This window comes from Subtercola sp. PAMC28395 (assembly GCF_018889995.1).
Classification (GTDB): domain Bacteria; phylum Actinomycetota; class Actinomycetes; order Actinomycetales; family Microbacteriaceae; genus Subtercola.
Map to the genome: position 1 here is coordinate 101,859 of NZ_CP076547.1, position 18,374 is coordinate 120,232.

Here is an 18,374-nt window from a genome sequence, read left to right on the forward strand (position 1 = left end):
GCCCTCGATTACCAGTTCTCGAGCCCGTCGTAGAGGGGGAAGCCGTCTGTCAGCGTGAGGACCCTGGCCCGAAGTGCCTCGATGTCGGGAGAAGGCTTCAGTGCACTGGCAATGATTTCGGCGACCTCGGAGAATTCTTCGCTGCCGAAGCCGCGGGTTGCGAGCGCCGAGGTACCGATGCGCAGTCCTGAGGTCACCATCGGCGGGCGAGGGTCGAAGGGAATGGAATTGCGGTTCACGGTGATTCCGACCTCGTGCAGGAGGTCTTCTGCCTGCTTGCCGTCGATGGGTGCGTTTCGGAGGTCGACCAGAACGAGATGAACCTCAGTGCCACCGGTGAGCACACTGACGCCGGCCGCTACCGTGTCAGCTGCCATGAGGCGCTCGGCGATGATCTTGGCGCCGTCGAGAGTGCGCTGCTGGCGGTCTTTGAATTCCGGCTCGCCTGCGAGCTTGAAGGCGGTCGCCTTCGCTGCGATCACGTGCATCAGCGGCCCGCCCTGCTGTCCGGGGAAGACGGCGGAGTCGACCTTCTTGGCGAATTCGGCCTTGCTCAGCACCACACCGCTGCGGGGGCCGGCGAGGGTCTTGTGCACCGTCGACGTGACAACATCGGCGAATGGCACGGGCGAGGGGTGCAGACCCGCAGCGACGAGACCGGCGAAGTGGGCCATGTCGACCCAGAGCTTCGCGCCGACCTCGTCGGCGATGGCGCGGAATGCCGCGAAGTCGAGCTGGCGGGGGTAGGCAGACCATCCGGCGATCAAGACCGTCGGGCGGTGTTCGAGCGCCTTCTCGCGAACGACATCCATGTCGACGAGATAGCTCTGGGGGTCGACGCCGTACGAGGTCGCCTGGTAGTTCTTGCCCGAGAAGTTGAGCTTCATACCGTGGGTCAGGTGCCCGCCGTGAGAGAGCTCCTGGCCGAGGATGGTGTCGCCGATCGAGGCGAGCGCCATGAGCGCAGCTGCATTCGCCTGTGCCCCGGCGTGGGGCTGCACGTTGGCGTGCTCAGCGCCGAAGAGCGCCTTGGCCCGGTCCCGGGCGAGGTTCTCAGCGACGTCGACGATTTCGCAACCACCGTAGTAGCGACGGCCTGGATACCCCTCGGCATACTTGTTCGTCAGCACTGAGCCCTGCGCCTGCAGCACAGCCCTCGGCACGAAGTTCTCGCTGGCGATCATCTCGAGGGTGCCACGCTGGCGGCCCAGCTCACTCTGGAGAACGGCAGCGATCTCGGGATCGACGCTGGCAAGCGGATCGTTGAAGGTTGAGGGCAATGAACTGCGAACGGGCGCGGGACTGGTAGACATCAGGACTCCTTCAGGGCAACGCGGACAGAGTGGTGCAGTGGTGCGTAGCGACCCAGGCGAGCGGCCGAATCCGTGTCAGTCGCTTCCCGATGGTGACCATCTGAACGCCAGTTGCGACCCAGTCAGCATAGCAGCGTTGCTATTCTCACTCTGCCTGAGTATTATTCAGCTTGCATGGCGGTATGAGTAATTTTCAACAGGGGCAAGGATTGGTGTGAGCAACGTGGTCAGTGCGGGTCCAGTCAGCGCCGGTCCAGTCAGCGCCGGTCCAGTGAGTGCGGGTCCGGTCAACCCCGGTCCAGTCAGCGCTGGCCCAGTCGGCGCTGGCCCAGTCAGCGCTGGCCCAGTCGGTGCACACGCCGTGCCGAACGCCGAGAACGGTCCCTCCGACCTCGATCTCGTCGAACGCACTCGACGCGGCGATTCCCGCGCCTACGCCGAGCTCTGGAACAGGCACTCCCGGGCCGGCCGAACCGTTGCCCGCAGTTATTCGTCTCCCGACGCAGACGACATCGTCTCCGAGAGCTTCGCCAAGGTGCTCCAGGCCATCAAGAACGGGGGTGGGCCGACGACGGCATTCCGCCCCTACCTCTTCAGCACCATTCGCAACGTAGCCATGCAGTGGAAGCGGGGCAGCATCGTCGATGCAAGTGATGAACTGGATGCCCTGGCCGACCCTCACTCCGAAGAGAACGAGACTCTGCTCGCCCTCGACAAGAGCCTGACTGCCCAGGCTTTCCGCAGCCTGCCGACACGGTGGCAGGAGGCATTGTGGTACAGCGAGGTCGAGCAGCTCTCCGCATCTGAGATGTCTCCCCTGCTCGGAATGTCGGCCAATGCGATCTCGGCGCTCACGTTCCGGGCTCGCGAGGGGCTCCGCCAGGCCTGGATCCAGGCCCACCTCGTCCGGGCAGCCGACAGCGAGTGCGCCACGGTGATCGAGAAGCTCGGGTCTTACACACGCGGGAGTCTCGGGCAACGGGAGGCTCGAAAGATTCGCGAACACCTGAGCTCATGCGCATCCTGCACGATCGTCGATGACGAAGCCCGAGAAGTGGGTTCCCGCCTCACCCTTGTGCTCCTGCCCCTCGTCGCCGGCATCTCGGGCGCCCTGGCCTACACCGTCTGGCTCCAGGGAGGCAGCAGCGCCTCGGCCGCTGAGGCCGTGACTGCCACCTCCGACGCGGGTTCGGGGACGAGCTCCACCGCGCAATCCAGCGCACCAGGGCTTCAGCCACTGAATGCCGGCGTCCCCGTCTCCTCACCCGGCGCCGGCGTTGTGGGCTCGGCAGGGTTCCGAAGCGCCAGGACCTGGGGCGGAATCGCCCTGGCAACAGCTGCTGCCGTGGCGGCCATCCTCGTGCTCGGCCCCCTCTTCTCTCCGACCGCAACCAGCACCACCGAATCCGCGCCGAATTCCGAACACGACGCCCCGACGTCGAAGGGATCGCCAGGTACCTTCACTCTGTTGGCTCACTCGAGATCCGAAGCGATCGCTGGCCGACCGGTGGTCACGAGTGCGACCGCACCCGGAGCTCCTGCCGTAGGTGCAGGCGAACCGGTCACCGTTCCGGATCCGGCCACTGCCCAGGCTTCTCCGGTGCAGCCGGTGGCACCGGCGCTTCGCCCTGTCGACCCGGCACCCGCCGTGACGCTGCCGAGCGCGTCTCCCAGCCTTCCCCCCACGACCATTCCAGCCCCGCCCGTGGTCGTCACAGCGGTACCCGCGTTCAGTTTCGTGGTGGACCCCGCCGGGCTGGTGTTCCCGCTGTTGACGGGTGTCGCCGAGCCCGGCGCCCAGGTCGACGTCGTCGACACTGTCATCCCTGGCGGGGGCGTCGTAGCCACAGCAACCGCAGATCCGACAACGGGTGCCTTTGCTGTATCGGACTACCCGGGTCTTGGATTCGGGTCGCATGAGCTCGCCGTGCGCCAGAATGCGTCCGGCGTGACCTCGCAGCTCAGCGCCAGCACTGCCGTCACCCTGGCAACGATCACACTGAACTCCCCCACGCCGGGCAGTTCGATCATGCCCAGCTATTTCGTCGAGGCCTCCGGAATCCCCGATGGGTTCTTCGAAGAACTCTTCAACGGCGTCGCCGACCCGTTCACCTACGCGATCGGCAGCGATGGGCACTTCCTCAGCCAGTTCACCGCCCCGCCGCTCCCCGATCCGTCACCGGCGACGGTCGGCGTCCGCTACACAGACCCGGATACGGGCCAGCACGGACCACTTTCCTCTGCCAGCGTCACCATCACGCTGACCCCGTAGCTCAGGCCTCGAGGCGCCTTCGTCGTGCAGACACGATCGCCAGGGCGAGCAGCCCTCCTCCGACGAACAGCAGCGCCAGGTACGCGTACGGCAGCGACTCGACACCGAATCCCGGGAGGAGCATTCCGCCGAAAAGTGCCCCCACCGCTATGCCGACGTTGAAGGAACTGGAGAAGAAGGCATTTGCCGTGTCGCGGATATGGGGAGCCGCCGTGTGGAGCAGTCGAACCTGCATCAGCGGAGGAATCAGGCCGAAGGCAGCCCCCCACAGCGCGAATGCGACAATGGCAACCACCGCATTCTCGGAGAAGACAGCCATCACTGCGACTGCGATCGCGGTGACCGTGATACCCACCGCCAGCCCCAGCGACGGTCTCCGCCCGAACACGAAGCCCGCAAGGAGCAGCCCGATCGCACCGGCTGCCCCATAGAGGAACAGCAAAGCACCGATACTGCCTGGCGCAACGTGCAATTGGTTGACCAGATAGGGCGTGATGAACGTGTAGATGGCGTAGTGGCCGACCATGATCACGGCCACTGTGATGCAGACCATCACCACGCCGGGAATGGAGGGGTCGAATCGCGCGAGGCGGGGTGAACCGGTGGTTCGATCATCCAGCGCCCGCGCAGCCGGGCTCGGCACACGGGGAAGCTTCATGAAGATCAGTACCGACGCACACACAGCGAGAACGGCGATGGCCGCGAACGGGACCCGCCAGCCGAATGACTGGCCGATGACGGTGGCCAATGGGACGCCCAGCACGAATGCCAGCGTTCCGCCCCCCGTGGTTATGGCGACGGCTCGCCCCAGGTGCCGCTTCGGTACGAGGTGCCCTGAATATGCTCCGACGACAGCCCAGAAGAGCCCGTGTGCCATTCCGCCCAGCACCCGCGCCACGGCGAGGAACTCGTAGCTCGGTGCCACTGCGGCGAGGATACTGGTGGCACTGACAGCGAGTAGCACCACAACGATCAGTGAATGGCGGGCAAACCGACGGGTGAGGGCAGCCAGGGGAACGCTGGTTGCCACAACCGCGAGCGCAAAGAGAGTGACCAGCAGACCGATCTGGGACGGGGTGACTCCGAGTTCAGCGCTCATCTCGGGGAGCAAGCCTGTCGGCACCATCTCTGCGGTTACAGACATGAAGACGGCGGTGGCCAGAACGATGAGCCCAGTCCACGGAAAAGGCGACTCGACAACAGCGGACGGAGGGGATTTGACGATAGTCGTCACGAGAAAAAACCACTTCTCACAGGCGTATTTGGCAGGCCAAATCTCAAACGTTCGTGCCCGGGGCTGAAGCGATACCCGCCAGCCAGAATCAATTGTACTCTCCCTTCTGCCCCACGCCCCCCGTGTCGCCAGACCCGGCCCGTGCGTCGACGGGCGCGAACGCGGCAGTAGCATTGCAGGCGTGAATACCGAACCTTCTGGGCCAGTTCGCATCGGGCCGAACGATATTCTGCGGCTCGTGCTCGAACTCTTCGCGTTCTTCTCGATCGGGCTGTGGGGCTTTCTCGCATGGCCGGCTCCCCTGCTCAACTGGGTATTCGGTATCGGAGCTCCCCTGTTCGCAATCGTGCTCTGGGGTCTGTTCCGCTCACCTCGAGCTGTATTCAGCCTGGATCCGTTCGGCAAGGCTCTCGTTGAAATCGTGATCATGGGTTCCGGGGCACTGGCGTGGCTGGTCATGGGCCAGTGGTTGGTCGCCCTCGTGTTCGGTCTCGTCGCCGTGGTGAGTGGCGTCATCTCGGGCCGCAAGGAATTCGCATGACCGTCGTGATCCACAGCGCCACCAAGGTCGACGCCGACGGGCAACTCGAGGACTTCTGGGTGGCCTTCACCGGCACCACGATCGCAGCCGCCGGTGTCGGCAACGGATGGCATGGCTGGTCGACCGCAGCGAACGCCGAAGTGATCAATGCGCGCGGCCGCTGGCTGACGCCGGGTTTCATCGACGTACACAGCCACGGGGGCGGCGGCCACGCCTTCGATCGTGACGCCGACGGCATCACTGCCGCATTGGCTGCGCACCGCGCCCACGGAACGACGCGGTCCATAGTGAGTCTCGTGTCGAACACCCGTGAATCGCTGACCACCAACCTCGCGCTCATCGCCACGCTGGCCGAGTCGGACCCGCTGGTTCTCGGGTCACACCTCGAAGGCCCGTATCTGGCGCTCTCGCGACGGGGTGCGCACAACCCGGAATTCCTGAAAGCACCTGACCGCGACGAGGTCAGAGATCTTGTGGATGCGGCGAGAGGGAGCCTCAGACAGGTCACGATTGCCCCCGAACTGCCTGGTGCGCTGGAGATCATCGACCAATTGGTCGATGCCGACGTGGTTGTCGCTATCGGTCACACTGAAGCCGACTTCGACCTTGCCCGTGAGGCATTCGATCGCGGCGCCAGCCTTCTCACTCATGGGTTCGAAGCGATGCCCGGTATCGGGCACCGCGAGCCGGGGCCGGTCACGGCGGCACTCGTCGACCCGAGGGTCGCGCTCGAACTCGTACTCGACGGGGTGCAGGTGCACCCCGAGGTCGCACGGATCGCCTTCTACGCCGCCCCCCAGAGAATCGTGTTGGTCACCGACGCGATGTCGGCTCCCGGTTCTTCGCTCACGCAGGACGCGGCCCTGCGATCGGCCATCTTCGACTCTGGCGTCGACCCGGTACTCGCCGTGCGCGCGGTGACAGCGTCTCCGGCGCGGGCTCTGAAACTCGACGAGACGCTTGGCTACCTCGCCCCCGGCTTTGCTGCAGACGCGGTGCTGCTGGATGCCGGATGGAATGTGGAACAGGTCTGGGCGGCCGGCTCCCGGGTCTGAGCAACCAGGCTCTGAGCAACCAGGGTCTGAACGACACGGGACCGAGTAGACACGTTCCGAGCAAACCCGTGCCTGGGCGCAGTCTCCGGATCGGGCCCAGACAGGGGTTGAGGCTCCGATCAACGGAGAACGGCACCCCACCTCGACTGGAGGAAGGATGCCGTTCTCTGAACCCGGCCCGATTGCATCGGGTCGGGCAGGACGATCACGCCAGGCGCGCCTTCAGGTTCTCTGTCAGAGTCGCGAGGAACTCTTCGGTGGTCTGGTACGGCTGCTCAGGGCCGACCAGCAAGGCGAGGTCCTTGGTCATCGCACCAGACTCGACGGTCTTGATGACGACATCCTCGAGCGTGTCGGCGAAAGCAATGAGCTCGGCATTGTCATCGAGTTTGCCGCGGTGCGCGAGGCCACGGGTCCACGCGTAGATCGAGGCGATCGGGTTCGTGGAAGTGGGCTTGCCGGCCTGGTGCTGGCGGTAGTGGCGCGTGACGGTGCCGTGGGCGGCCTCGGCTTCGACCGTCTTACCGTCTGGCGTGAACAGGACACTCGTCATGAGTCCCAGCGAACCGAAGCCCTGCGCCACCGTGTCACTCTGCACGTCGCCGTCGTAGTTCTTGGCAGCCCACACGTAACCGCCCTCCCATTTGAGAGCGGCCGCGACCATGTCATCGATCAGTCGGTGCTCGTAGGTGATACCCGCCTCGGCGAACGCTGCAGCGAACTCCTCGTCGAAGACCTCCTGGAAGAGATCCTTGAAGCGGCCGTCGTACGCCTTCAGAATCGTGTTCTTGGTGGAGAGGTAGACCGGGTACTTGCGGTTCAGGCCATAACTCAATGACGCGCGGGCGAAGTCACGGATCGAGTCATCCAGGTTGTACATCGCCATGGCGACACCAGACCCGGGCGACTGGAACACCTCGAAGGACTGAGGCTCTGCGTTGCTGCCCTCTTCAGGCTGGAACGAGAGGGTCAGCGTGCCCTTGCCCTCGAACCGGAAGTCGGTGGCCTTGTACTGGTCGCCGAACGCGTGGCGGCCGATGATGATCGGCTTGTTCCACCCAGGCACGAGACGGGGGATGTTCGAGATGATGATGGGCTCACGAAAGATGGTTCCACCCAGGATGTTGCGGATCGTGCCGTTCGGGCTCTTCCACATCTTCTTCAGGCCGAATTCCTCCACGCGGGCTTCGTCCGGAGTGATCGTGGCGCACTTCACGCCGACACCGTGCTTCTGAATCGCATGCGCCGCATCGATCGTGACCTGATCGTTGGTCTCGTCGCGGCGCTCGATGCCGAGGTCGTAGTACTCCAGGTTGATGTCGAGGTAGGGATAGATGAGCGTGTCTTTGATCGACTGCCAGATGATCCTCGTCATCTCGTCGCCATCGAGCTCGACGACCGTGCCCTCTACATGAATCTTGGACATTCAAACTCCTTACCCGCGTGGTCAGCCTGTGCTGACGAAACTAAGCCAAGGAACAGCCTACCCGGTTTCAGATGTATCTCGATATCAAGACAGTTTGGGACGAGATTTTCGCGGAAACCGGGGGGCCGGCCAGGCACGTCTGGCGCGTCGATGCGCATCCCGTTAGCCTTGCACCATGAGTGACTTGAGACTTGAAGAGCTGTCTGCGACCAACATCGTCGCCGCAAACACACTGACGCTCAAGCCCGGCCAGGAACAGTTCGTGGCGCCGGTATCGCACTCCATCGCGGAAGCGTATGTCAATCCGTCGACGGCGTGGCCCCGGGTCGTTCTCGACGGCGACGAAGTCGTCGGTTTCATCATGGGCAACTTCGATCCAGACAGCCCGCACGATGAATTCCGCGGTTGCATCTGGCGAATGAACGTAGCCGCGAGTGCCCAGGGTCGCGGCATCGGCCGCTTCGCCGTAGTTGCACTGGCCGAAGAAGCGCGTTCGAGGGGATTCGACAGGCTCACCGTCATGTTCGAGCCCGGCGAAGACGGCCCGGAGGCCTTCTTTCTCGCCGTGGGCTTCGAGCCGATCGGCGAGACCCAGTTCGGCGAGACGATCGCGGCACTCTCGCTGTAACGGCGTTCGCTCACGCGGTTCGGCTACGCTGTCGCAGAGTGGAGCTGTGCCTCACAGCGCCACTGAACCCCCTCCCACCCCTCAGACAATCGACGGAGAAGCTGTGAAGCGTCGTATTCTCATCGCCGCGCCGATCCTTGCCGCGAGCGCGCTCATGCTCTCAGCGTGCTCGGTGGCCCAGGTCGTCGCTCCACCGTTTGCTGGCGCGATCTATGCCACCCCGGCCGATGCCTCCGGCGCACCTTCGAACGTGGCGCTGCCCGACTGGGTGCCCGCCGATGCCACCCTGATCCGGATAAAGACAGACGAGACCAAGCACGCGAGCATCATGACTTTCACTGTCACGACGCCGGCCCCCATCGGTCAGCCGTGTAGCGCGGACATGAGCGCACAGTTGCCCCAGCTCATCGAATCGTGGTGGCCTCCGACCGTGCCTGCCGAAGGTGTCACCTGCTCGGGCGCATGGCACATCTTCACTCCAGCCAACTACGTCTACGCCTGGACTCCGTAGTTCTCCGGCCGCCTGAGGTTCTTTGGCCGCCTGACGTTCTCAGGCCGCATGGAGTTCTCCGGCTGCCCGGGCTCAACGAACAGCTCTACACGAGCGACTCGCGCCACGAAGCGTGTAGCTGGGAGAAGCGCCCGGTTCCCGCAATCAGGTCTGCCGGTGTGCCATCCTCGACAATTCGTCCGTGTTCCATGACGAGCACGCGGTCGGCGATCGCAACCGTCGAAAGCCGGTGGGCGATGATGATGGCGGTGCGGTCTGCGAGGAGCGTCTGAAGGGCATCCTGAACCAGGCGTTCGCTGGGGATGTCGAGCGAAGCAGTCGCCTCGTCGAGAATCAGTACGGCAGGGTCAGCCAGGAAGGCCCTGGCAAACGAGATGAGCTGCCGCTGCCCGGCTGAGACACGGCCGCCTCGCTTATTCACATCGGTCTCGTATCCGTTCGGCAGACCCATGATGAAGGTGTCGGCACCCACGGCTTCAGCCGCCCGCACGATCTCGTCGCGGCTGGCACCCGGCTTTCCGATGGCAATGTTCTCTGCGACACTCCCCGAGAAGAGATAGGCCTCCTGGGTCACCATGACGATGGCACGCCTGAGGTCTTTCGGGTGCACTTCGCGCAGGTCGATTCCGTCGAGAGCGAGAATTCCTGCTGTCGGGTCATAGAACCGCGAAATCAGCTTCGCCAGGGTCGATTTTCCGGCGCCCGTCGATCCGACCAGGGCGATGGTCTGGCCCGCGGGGATGTGCAGCGTGAATCGGGGCAGGATGATCCGCCCGGTGTCGTAGGAGAATTCCACCCCGACGAAGTCGATCTCGCCCTTCGATTCCCAGAGGTCGACGGGCGACACCGGGTCGGCCACACTCGGCATCTCTTCGAGGACGCCCGAGATCTTCTCGAGCGCTGCGGCCGCCGACTGGTAGGAGTTGTAGAACATCGCCATTTCTTCCATGGGATCGAAGAACCGGCGCGTGTACAGCACGGCAGCCAGCAGAACCCCGATGGCGACCTGCCCGTCGATGACGCGGAACGCACCCACCAGAAGCACGACAGCGACGGTGACGTTGCCGATGAGCACGAGCCCCGGATCGAAGATGCCGAAGAGCCGGATGACCCGGGCATTGGATTCCCGGTACGCCTCGACGAGTCCGCCGAATTCACGCTCATTGCTCTTCTCCGTGCGAAATGCCTTGACCGCGCGGATTCCGGTCATCGTTTCGACGAACTTCACGATCAACTTTGCGCTGGCGACGCGCGTGAGCCGGAACATCTTCTGCGAGCGCACCTGGAACCAACGCGTCAGAATCGCGAGCGGCAGGAGCGAGCAGACAAGGATGACGCCACTGGTCCAGTCGAGGGAGAACAGAGCGAAACCAATGAACAGCATGTACAGCAGACCCTGCACGAGCTGGTTGATTCCCGAGTCGAGCAACTCGCGGATTGCGTCGAGATCGCTGGTCTGGCGCGAGATGATGCGCCCTGAGGTGTAGCTCTCATGGAAGTCCAGGCTCAGCCGCTGTGTCTGCGCGAAGACCCTCTTCCGCAGATCCAGCAGGATCGACTGGGAGATTCTCGCCGTCAACACCGTGAACCACGAGATCAGGAGCGCGCCACTGACCCCCGTCAGGATGTAGGCGGCCCCGGCGAGGCCGATGGGCATCCAGTCATTCGCCAGAAGAGCCGGCAGCCCGCTGTCGATTCCGTACGCGATGAGCGCGGGACCGGCCACCTGGGCCGCAGTGCTCACCACGACGACGATGAGCCCCAGCAGGAGCCTCGGGCGTTCAGGGCGGAGAAGGGAACCGAGGAGGCGAAGCGACCGTTGGCGGATCTGCTGGCTCTCGATCTTCGTGAAGTCGTTGCGCTCTTCGCCGCCGACGCCGGAAATGCTTGTGGCGGTGGTCATCTGCCCTCCTCCGAATTCAACAGTTCGATCGACAGATCACCGGAGATTCCGGACGTCGATGGCACCACCGTGGGATCCTCGTCGAAACTCGAGATGACAAACCGGTAGTGATCGCTGCTTGCAAGCAGCTGCGCATGAGTGCCCACGGCTGAGATCCTGCCGTGCTCCAGCAGTGCAACCCGATCGGCCAGCGCCACGGTCGACGGCCGGTGTGCCACGATCAGAGCCGTCGTTGTGGCCAGCACCCGTCTGAGTGCCGCCTCGACGAGCGCCTCTGTGTCGACGTCGAGCGCCGACAATGGGTCATCGAGTACCAGAACGTGCGGGCGTGCCGCTATGGCCCTGGCGAGTGCCAGGCGCTGTCGCTGGCCGCCAGAGAGGCTCAGCCCCTCTTCGCCGACCCGCGTCTCCAGACCCAGCGGAAGATCGTACACAAAGCTGGCCTGTGCGATCTGGATGGCCTCCGCCACGTCTGCGTCGCTGGCTTCAGGTCGCCCGAGAACGATGTTCTCCCTCACAGAGGCGCTGAACAGCGTGGCGTCTTCGAATGCCATGGCGATGTTCGTTCGCAGATCAGCACGAGTCAGCTCCCTGATGTCGACACCGTCGAGCATCACGGCACCGCCTGTCGTGTCGTAGAGCCGGGTTGTCAGTGCCGTCAGGGTGCTCTTGCCCGAGCCGGTGAGGCCCACCAGCGCCATCGTCTCGCCCGACTCGATCCGCAGGTCGACACCATCGAGCAGGTCGCGGAACTCAGCCGGGGCATCCTGGTACCGGAAGTGCACGTTCTCAAAGGTCAGCTGCCCACGGGGGTTCGGGATGATCGTGGGTCTCTCCGGGTCGGAAATGGTGTTCACCGAATCCAGGACGTCGAAGAATCGTGCTGTCGCCGTCTTCGCGTCGAGCGTCATTGCGAGAAAATAGCCCATCGATTCGACGGGGAACAACAACACCGTGCCTGTGGCGAAGAATGCCACCAGCTGCCCGACCGAGGATTCCCCTGTCGACGCCAGCCACACTCCGACGACAAGGCAGACCGCGAACGCCACATCGGGGATGAGAAGCAACCACAACCAGATGCTAGCGACCGCTTTGGCCTTCTCGATCTCAGTGCCCCGCAGCTCTTCGGCCTGGCGCTCGAACTTCTTGAGCGCGAAGCCACCCCGGCCGAAGGCCTTGAGCACGCGGATTCCATGCACAGATTCCTCGACCGACGTCGCAAGGTCGCCGACCTGATCCTGGCTGCGCCTCGCGGCCTCGGAATACCGCCCCTCGAAGACGTAGCTGTAGGCCAGTACCGGGATCGAAGCGACCACGAAGATCAGCCCGAGTACCCAGTTGATGCTGATGAGCACAGCGAAACCGATCACGATGGTCAACACATTGACGACCAGGATCACGATGCCGAACGAGATCCACCGGCGAATCAGATTCAGGTCGCTGACGGCACGAGACAGCAACTGGCCGCTCGGCCATCGGTCATGAAAGGAAACCGGAAGATCCTGCAGGTGCGAATACAGGCTTTTTCGCATGCTCGCCTCGACGTGGGTGCCCGGAGTGAGCACGAGCACCCGGCGCAGGGCGATCAGCACGGCCTCCAGCACACCGAGGCCGAGAATCAGCAGCACGACCGGCCAGATCTGCGAGGAATCTCCGTCAGAGAGCGGCCCGTCGATCAGAACCTGCAGCACCTGCGGGATGACGAGGGCCACGATGCTTGCCGTCAGCGACACGACCATGGCCGTGTAGATCCGCGGCATAGCGGGTCGCGCGTACTCGTGGAGTCGCGAGAGAGTGCGAAAAGTCGACTGTCCTTGTGAGGCAGGCATGAACGGGTTGTCCTCGGTGTGGTGTGATGGTGACTGACGACAGGCTGCTTCGCCGTTGTGGGGCGCAGGGAATTCTGGGCAGCCTTGCAGGCTACCCAATCTTCACGCCGCCTGCAAGCTCGCGACCGACTCGCGGATCGGTCATCTCACCGATGTGAGACGTTCCGTGTCAGCGCACCCGCACCGACAGGCAGGTGACGCAGCCCTCAAGTTTTTCGTACTCGCTGATGTCGACAGAGATGACCCGGTAGCCGAGATTCTCGATGAGTTCAGCACTCTTCGGCGCAGAGGCGGACATCAGCACAGTGTCTTCGGAGAGCTTCACGACGTGGGCGCCACCTTCCTCCGGCATGCTCAGGAACCGGTCGAAGATCTGCGGGTCATCCACCAGCGGCAGGTACCCGATCACGGTGCCGTCTGGCAGGGCCGTGACCGCGCTCTTCAGGTGCAGTACTTTGCTCAGCGGTACGGCGACCACCGTGTACCCCAGGGAAGCCAGGATGTGCCGCAATTGGTGGATACCCTCGGCGTTGGTGCGACCGCTCCGGCCGACGTAGACCGTGGTGCCGACCTTGAGCACGTCGCCGCCGTCGAGCGTGCCCGGCTGGGCGATTCTCGCGACCTTGAGGCCCAGCTCCCGCACCGTGACTTCGGCAGCATCGGTCTCTTCGACCCGGTGTTCACTCCCCGGGCTCGTGATGACCGCGACGTCACCGAAGACCACGACCGCGTCTTCGATGAACACAGAGTCGGCGAGGTGATCGGCCTGGTCGACCTCGACGGTGACCCACCCGGCGCCCTCGAGTGCAGAGACGTATGACTGCCACTGCGACGTTGCCAGCTCGAGGTCGATGTCGCTCTTCTCGATGTGCGTCACCTGGCCTTCGGCAAGGGTGGCTGCCGGGTGCCGGATGATCGCGATCCGCTTCTCGCCCTGATCTCGCCGCTCGGCCACCGCCACGCGCGCGATGCCCTCGTAGACACGGCGCCCGATCGTTGCAGACGCGAGGACCACCACGACGACGAAGACCAGGTTGATGCCGAACAGCGTGCCGATGAGGTAGCTCACGACATCACCGTTCAGTGGGTTGCCCTGAGTGAGCACCTGGATTCCGGTGCCGACGAAGGCGCCCGCGACACCGGAGACCAGCCCTGCTGCGATCGAGAGATACCAGCTCCGAAATGCACCGACCACCGCGAAGACGAACAGGAAGAGCAGTGTGAACAGGGTCTGGGGAACGAAGAAGGCATTGATGACGGGGAGCGCGCCCGGTTCGAAGGCCTTGGCGACGAAGAAGGCGAGCACCATCGAGACGTGGGCCACCGCCGCAATGACAACTGCCGTGACAAGTGAAGCGAGGATGGCCCGCCGAGTGAAAAAAGACATGCTTGTGACCCTACTCGATGCCGAATCGCTCACCGGGAGGAACTGCCCATACCTCAGTGGTAGAAGTGGCGTTCCCCGGTGACGTACATCGTGACACCCGCCGCACGGGCGGCCTCGAACACCTCACTGTCGCGGACCGAACCACCTGGTTGCACGACCGCCTTCACACGGGCATCCAGCAGCACCTGGAGGCCATCGGCGAAGGGGAAGAAGGCGTCGGACGCGGCGACCGACCCAGCGGCCCGGGCTCCGGCCCTGCTCACGGCGAGATGGCACGAATCGACGCGGTTGACCTGGCCCATCCCCACCCCGACAGACGCACCGTTCGAGGCAAGCAGGATGGCGTTGGACTTCACGGACCGGCACGCCTTCCAGGCGAATTCGAGGTCGCGGAGTGTGGCCTCGTCAGCCGGTTCGCCCGAGACGAGCTGCCACCCGGCCGTCGAATAGTCGACGAACGAATCCGCCTCCTGCGCGAGGAGTCCTCCGCTGATCTGCTTCAGCTCGATCGAGGGCCGTGCATAGTCGGCCGGGAGGCGCAGAATGCGGAGGTTCTTCTTGGTCTGCAGGAGCTTCAGGGCATCCGGCTCGAAATCGGGCGCGACCAGTACTTCGGTGAAGATGTCTTTGACGGCCTCTGCCATGCCCAGCGTCACGGTGCGGTTGGCGGCGATGACTCCTCCGAAGGCGGAGACAGGATCGCATTCGTGTGCGCGCAGGTGGGCGGACGCAATGGGATCGAGGGCCGTGGAGGAAGCGATGGCGATGCCGCACGGGTTCGCGTGTTTGATGATCGCCACGGCAGGGGCCCGGAAGTCGTAGGCCGCGCGCACAGCGGCATCGGCGTCGACGAAGTTGTTGTACGACATCTCCTTGCCGTTCAGCTGCGTGGCTTCAGCGATTCCGCGCCCATTCGGTTCGAGGTACAGGGCAGCGGACTGGTGGGAGTTCTCGCCGTACCGGAGGGTGCGTGAGAGCGTGACGCTGCGGTCGAGCACCTGCGGGAACCCCTTCTCACCGAGGGGAGCGGTCGGGTCGAAGACGGATTCGGCGGCGAGCGCGCTGGCACCGAGCTGTTCGGCGAACCACGTTGCCACCGCAGTGTCGTACGCGGCGGTGTGGGCGAACGCCGTCGCAGCCAGGTGCCGTCGCATCTCGAGCGTCGTGCCCCCCGAGCCGATTGCGGCGAGGATCTCCGGATAGATGCCGGGCGACACCGCAATAGCGACGTTCGCGTGGTTCTTCGCCGAGGCGCGAACGAGGGCCGGGCCGCCGATGTCGATCTGTTCGATGACATCGTCACCCTCTGCGCCGCTGGCCACCGTCTCGGAGAACGGATAGAGATTGACGACCACGAGCTGGAAGGCCTGGATCTCGAGTTGCTGGAGCTGGGCGATGTGCGATTCGAGTCGGAGGTCGGCGAGGATGCCGGCGTGCACGGAGGGGTGGAGCGTCTTCACCCTTCCGTCGAGCGACTCGGGGAAGCCGGTGATCGAGCTCACTTCGGTGACGGCGAATCCCGCCGCCGCGATGGTCTTCGCGGTCGAACCGGTCGAGACGATCTCGACGCCCGAGGCGCTGAGCGCCGCAGCAAGCTCAACGAGACCGGTCTTGTCACTCACCGAGATGAGGGCACGCTTGATCGGAATGACGTCGCGATGGCGAAAGAGTGAGGGGTCGTGGCGTGAAGTGCTCATGAGAGGGTGGAACTCCTAGGGGAATCGGGGTGGTTCGGGGTCAGTGCGAGCCTGTTGTTCGCGATGTCGAGCACAGCCTGGACGAGCAGTTCGCGTTCGACCACCTTGATGCGCTCGTGGAGGGAGCTTTCAGTGTCGTCGCTGCGCACGTCGACGGCCTGTTGCACAAGCACCGGGCCGGTGTCGACACCCTCATCGACGACATGCACCGTCACACCGGTCTCAAGCGCACCGGCCGCCAGCGCATCGCGCACGGCGTGGGCACCGGGAAAGGCCGGAAGGAGGGCCGGATGGGTGTTGATGAGGTTCGGCGAGAGGGCGGTCACCACTCGCGGCGGCAGAATCCGCATGAAGCCGGCGCAGACAACCAGGTCGGGCGACCATTGCGTGATCTGTGCAAGCAGCTCGTCACCCCAGGCGGCACGCGAGTCGAACGACGACGGGTAGACAGTGAAGGCCGGCACACCGAATTCCTCGGCGAACGCGAGGCCCGCGGCATCGGTGTCGGAACCGACCGCAACCACCCGGGCAGGGTACTGGGCGTCGGTCGAAGCTTCGAGAAGGGCACGAAGGTTGGACCCACCGCCCGAAATGAGAACGACTATCGACAGCACCCACACAGTTTAGAGGCTCTGGCAGACGATGGTGTCTACTGCGCCGGGCTCTGCACGGGTTCCGCTGGCCGTCGACGCACGCCGGCAGCGACCAGGCCTGCCGACCCGGATACTCCGCAGCTGACGAACGCCCAGAGGAACACTGCCGAAGGATCGGGCCCGACGTCTGCCAGCCGGCCAGGGCCGATGGCGCCGCCTGACCACATCGCGAGCAGGGCGAGGAGGCCGGCAGCGACGAGGGCTGTTGCGAACCCCGTGCCGAGTGTTTGCCCGATTCCTCGCACGGTAAGGGCGAAGTGCAGCTCGGGCCGCGACCGCATCAGAGTCGTAATGAGAAAGGTGATGACCACCGGCACGAGGAGTGCTATGAACCCGATCGCCGAGGAATGAGGGAGCGCCCCGAACACCGGCACCGAGGGAATCAGGCCCAGCTGGGTGCCGAGGGGTGAGACTGCCGTACCGGTTCCCAGCGCAAACCCCGGTCCGAGCATCCAACTGGCAGCCCAGATGGCGAGGTTCGGCATGAATGCGATCTGCGCGATCGTGAGCGCCGCACCTCCGGCGATGCCGGATTGCAGCGATTCATAGAGTGAGACGACCGTCGAATAGTTCACCACCACGAGCAGTGCCACGGCGAGCGCCCCGACCCCGACCATCGCCACGGCGATCGCCGCCCCGCCGCGAAGTGCAGCTGCTACGACGCTCTGAACGACCGTCGGCAGGGCATCCACCCGATCGCGCACCCCCGATCTCAGTGGGCTCTGCGTGCGAGCGATGCTCTCGATCGCTCCGGCGAGCAATCCCAGTGCGTAGATCGCCGGTACGAATACGACGGCCTGGCGAAACGATGCGACGGCCACATCGGAGCGGGCGCTTGCGCAGACGAGGCCTGACAACAATCCGACTGTCACGATCCCGACGACGCCCCCGAAGAATGGATGCTCGGTGAAGCCCAGCCTGAGGCCGGACCGACGGCCGAGAAAGACCGTCAGTACGGCGAATCCGAGTGGTGTAATGCCGATCTCGAAGGGAACGGCTGCGTGGTCGAGAGCGAGTTGTGCCGCAGTGCCGGCGTCGAGGGAGATGAGAACGTCGACACCGTTGCCGAGCATCCAGACGTCTGCGGCGGCTCGCCAGAAGACGATCCAGTCGATCGAGAGCGAGAACTGCGTCGCCCAGAGAACGGTCAGCATCACGAGCGGTATGCCGAGGCCCAGGGCGACAGTGAGCAGGGCGTCGAGCGCGGCCAGAAGGGCAGTGGTGGGCCGGTTCATCAGTGGAAAGCGATCTTCAGAAGGATCACGAAGACTCCGAGAAGGCCGGTGACCAGCGCTCCGAGAACCCTTCCCCATACGGGGCTGCCCCGGTCGGCGAGCGCGAGCCAGCCCAGCGCGGCGAGCAGGCCGACGGGCAGCAGGAGGGAGATCCTGTATGCGGTCGCCTCACCCAGCACGCCCAGGGCCCCGAGAAGAAGGAACACGCACGGAAGCAGTGCGGAGTAGAGGAGCCCCGCGGCCCCGTGCAGGCTGTGGCGCAACGACTCGCTGAGCGGTAGTCCGAGTGAGGTCTTCGTACCGTAGTGGGCGATCGCCTCGGCGAAGACGTGGGCGATCCAGAAGACGATGACCGTGCCGAGTGTGGTGATGAGCACGTCTCGATCGCTGGCTTCATCTGCTGCCGTGCCGATGATCGCAGCAACGAGGAGCGTGCCGTAGATGGCCTGGGGTGTCACGATCCGGCGGCGCATGCGCGTGTACCGGGAATCGTGACCATGCACCCCGGCAGGTGTCGATGCCGGTGCCGACGCCGACGCGTTCTCTGCCACGTGGAAACCCCGAATCACATTGTCGAACCAAGAAGAGGCAGCACGAGAAGCGATGTCGGTCACTCGTGCTCTGGGAGCGCGTTGAGCGACTTCGTGGCCCACCCGTGATGCACCACCTTAAACGTAACGGCCCTCCACC

General features: G+C 64.4%; 15 protein-coding genes and 1 riboswitch. Of the genes, 5 read left to right on the forward strand and 10 right to left on the reverse strand.

Annotated features, from left to right (window positions below):
* Positions 1-8: 8 nt before the first annotated feature.
* Complete coding sequence (gene glyA, locus KPL76_RS00520) at positions 9-1,313, reverse strand: serine hydroxymethyltransferase (RefSeq protein WP_216334439.1); 1,305 nt, start codon at positions 1,311-1,313, stop codon at positions 9-11.
* 43 nt (positions 1,314-1,356) lie between these two features.
* A riboswitch (ZMP/ZTP riboswitch) is annotated at positions 1,357-1,438 on the reverse strand.
* 236 nt (positions 1,439-1,674) lie between these two features.
* On the opposite strand from glyA, the gene KPL76_RS00525 reads away from it, so the two are divergent.
* On the forward strand, positions 1,675-3,585 hold the full coding sequence (locus tag KPL76_RS00525; RefSeq protein WP_216334440.1) for a sigma-70 family RNA polymerase sigma factor: 1,911 nt from the start codon (positions 1,675-1,677) through the stop codon (positions 3,583-3,585).
* 1 nt (position 3,586) lies between these two features.
* Here KPL76_RS00525 and KPL76_RS00530 read toward each other — a convergent pair whose 3' ends face one another.
* Positions 3,587-4,819 carry an MFS transporter gene (locus tag KPL76_RS00530; protein ID WP_253202085.1) on the reverse strand — a complete coding sequence of 411 codons (1,233 nt, stop codon included), beginning with the start codon at positions 4,817-4,819 and terminating at the stop codon, positions 3,587-3,589.
* Between the two features lie 181 nt (positions 4,820-5,000).
* On the opposite strand from KPL76_RS00530, the gene KPL76_RS00535 reads away from it, so the two are divergent.
* A complete protein-coding gene (locus tag KPL76_RS00535) occupies positions 5,001-5,360 on the forward strand; it encodes a YrdB family protein (protein WP_253202086.1) in 360 nt (119 codons plus the stop codon).
* Positions 5,357-6,415 (forward strand): N-acetylglucosamine-6-phosphate deacetylase, encoded by a 1,059-nt coding sequence (locus KPL76_RS00540; protein ID WP_216334441.1) that lies wholly within the window; start codon positions 5,357-5,359, stop codon positions 6,413-6,415. Before KPL76_RS00535 ends, KPL76_RS00540 begins: the two co-directional genes overlap by 4 nt.
* A 205-nt stretch (positions 6,416-6,620) precedes the next feature.
* On the opposite strand, the gene KPL76_RS00545 is transcribed toward KPL76_RS00540, so the two are convergent.
* Positions 6,621-7,841: an NADP-dependent isocitrate dehydrogenase gene (locus KPL76_RS00545; RefSeq protein ID WP_216334442.1), complete on the reverse strand. Its 1,221-nt coding sequence runs from the start codon at positions 7,839-7,841 to the stop codon at positions 6,621-6,623.
* A 175-nt stretch (positions 7,842-8,016) separates the two neighbouring features.
* On the opposite strand from KPL76_RS00545, the gene KPL76_RS00550 reads away from it, so the two are divergent.
* Together KPL76_RS00550 and KPL76_RS00555 are read left to right on the forward strand one after the other, a co-directional pair.
* Positions 8,017-8,469, forward strand: a complete 453-nt coding sequence (locus KPL76_RS00550; protein ID WP_216334443.1) for a GNAT family N-acetyltransferase — start codon at positions 8,017-8,019, stop codon at positions 8,467-8,469.
* Positions 8,470-8,572: 103 nt separating this feature from the next.
* Positions 8,573-8,980, forward strand: a complete 408-nt coding sequence (locus tag KPL76_RS00555) for a hypothetical protein (RefSeq protein ID WP_216334444.1) — start codon at positions 8,573-8,575, stop codon at positions 8,978-8,980.
* A gap of 85 nt (positions 8,981-9,065) precedes the next feature.
* On the opposite strand, the gene KPL76_RS00560 is transcribed toward KPL76_RS00555, so the two are convergent.
* From KPL76_RS00560 to KPL76_RS00590, 7 genes are all read right to left on the reverse strand, one after another.
* The gene (locus tag KPL76_RS00560) at positions 9,066-10,883 is read right to left on the reverse strand and encodes an ABC transporter ATP-binding protein (RefSeq protein ID WP_216334445.1); all 1,818 of its coding nucleotides are present in this window, start codon (positions 10,881-10,883) and stop codon (positions 9,066-9,068) included.
* Complete coding sequence (locus KPL76_RS00565) at positions 10,880-12,712, reverse strand: ABC transporter ATP-binding protein (protein WP_216334446.1); 1,833 nt, start codon at positions 12,710-12,712, stop codon at positions 10,880-10,882. Before KPL76_RS00565 ends, KPL76_RS00560 begins: the two co-directional genes overlap by 4 nt.
* Before the next feature lie 169 nt (positions 12,713-12,881).
* Positions 12,882-14,099: a dimethylargininase gene (gene ddaH, locus KPL76_RS14880; protein ID WP_216334447.1), complete on the reverse strand. Its 1,218-nt coding sequence runs from the start codon at positions 14,097-14,099 to the stop codon at positions 12,882-12,884.
* A 53-nt stretch (positions 14,100-14,152) separates the two neighbouring features.
* Positions 14,153-15,796 (reverse strand): bifunctional phosphoribosylaminoimidazolecarboxamide formyltransferase/IMP cyclohydrolase, encoded by a 1,644-nt coding sequence (gene purH, locus KPL76_RS00575; protein WP_216334448.1) that lies wholly within the window; start codon positions 15,794-15,796, stop codon positions 14,153-14,155.
* Entirely contained in the window at positions 15,793-16,410 is a 618-nt protein-coding gene (gene purN / locus KPL76_RS00580; RefSeq protein WP_216334449.1) for a phosphoribosylglycinamide formyltransferase, read from the reverse strand. The genes purH and purN overlap by 4 nt, the downstream gene beginning before the upstream one ends.
* Positions 16,411-16,445: 35 nt before the next feature.
* Positions 16,446-17,684 (reverse strand): DUF6350 family protein, encoded by a 1,239-nt coding sequence (locus KPL76_RS00585; protein WP_216334450.1) that lies wholly within the window; start codon positions 17,682-17,684, stop codon positions 16,446-16,448.
* Positions 17,684-18,235, reverse strand: coding sequence for a hypothetical protein (locus tag KPL76_RS00590; RefSeq protein WP_216334451.1), 552 nt, complete (start codon positions 18,233-18,235; stop codon positions 17,684-17,686). Before KPL76_RS00590 ends, KPL76_RS00585 begins: the two co-directional genes overlap by 1 nt.
* Positions 18,236-18,374 lie beyond the last annotated feature (139 nt).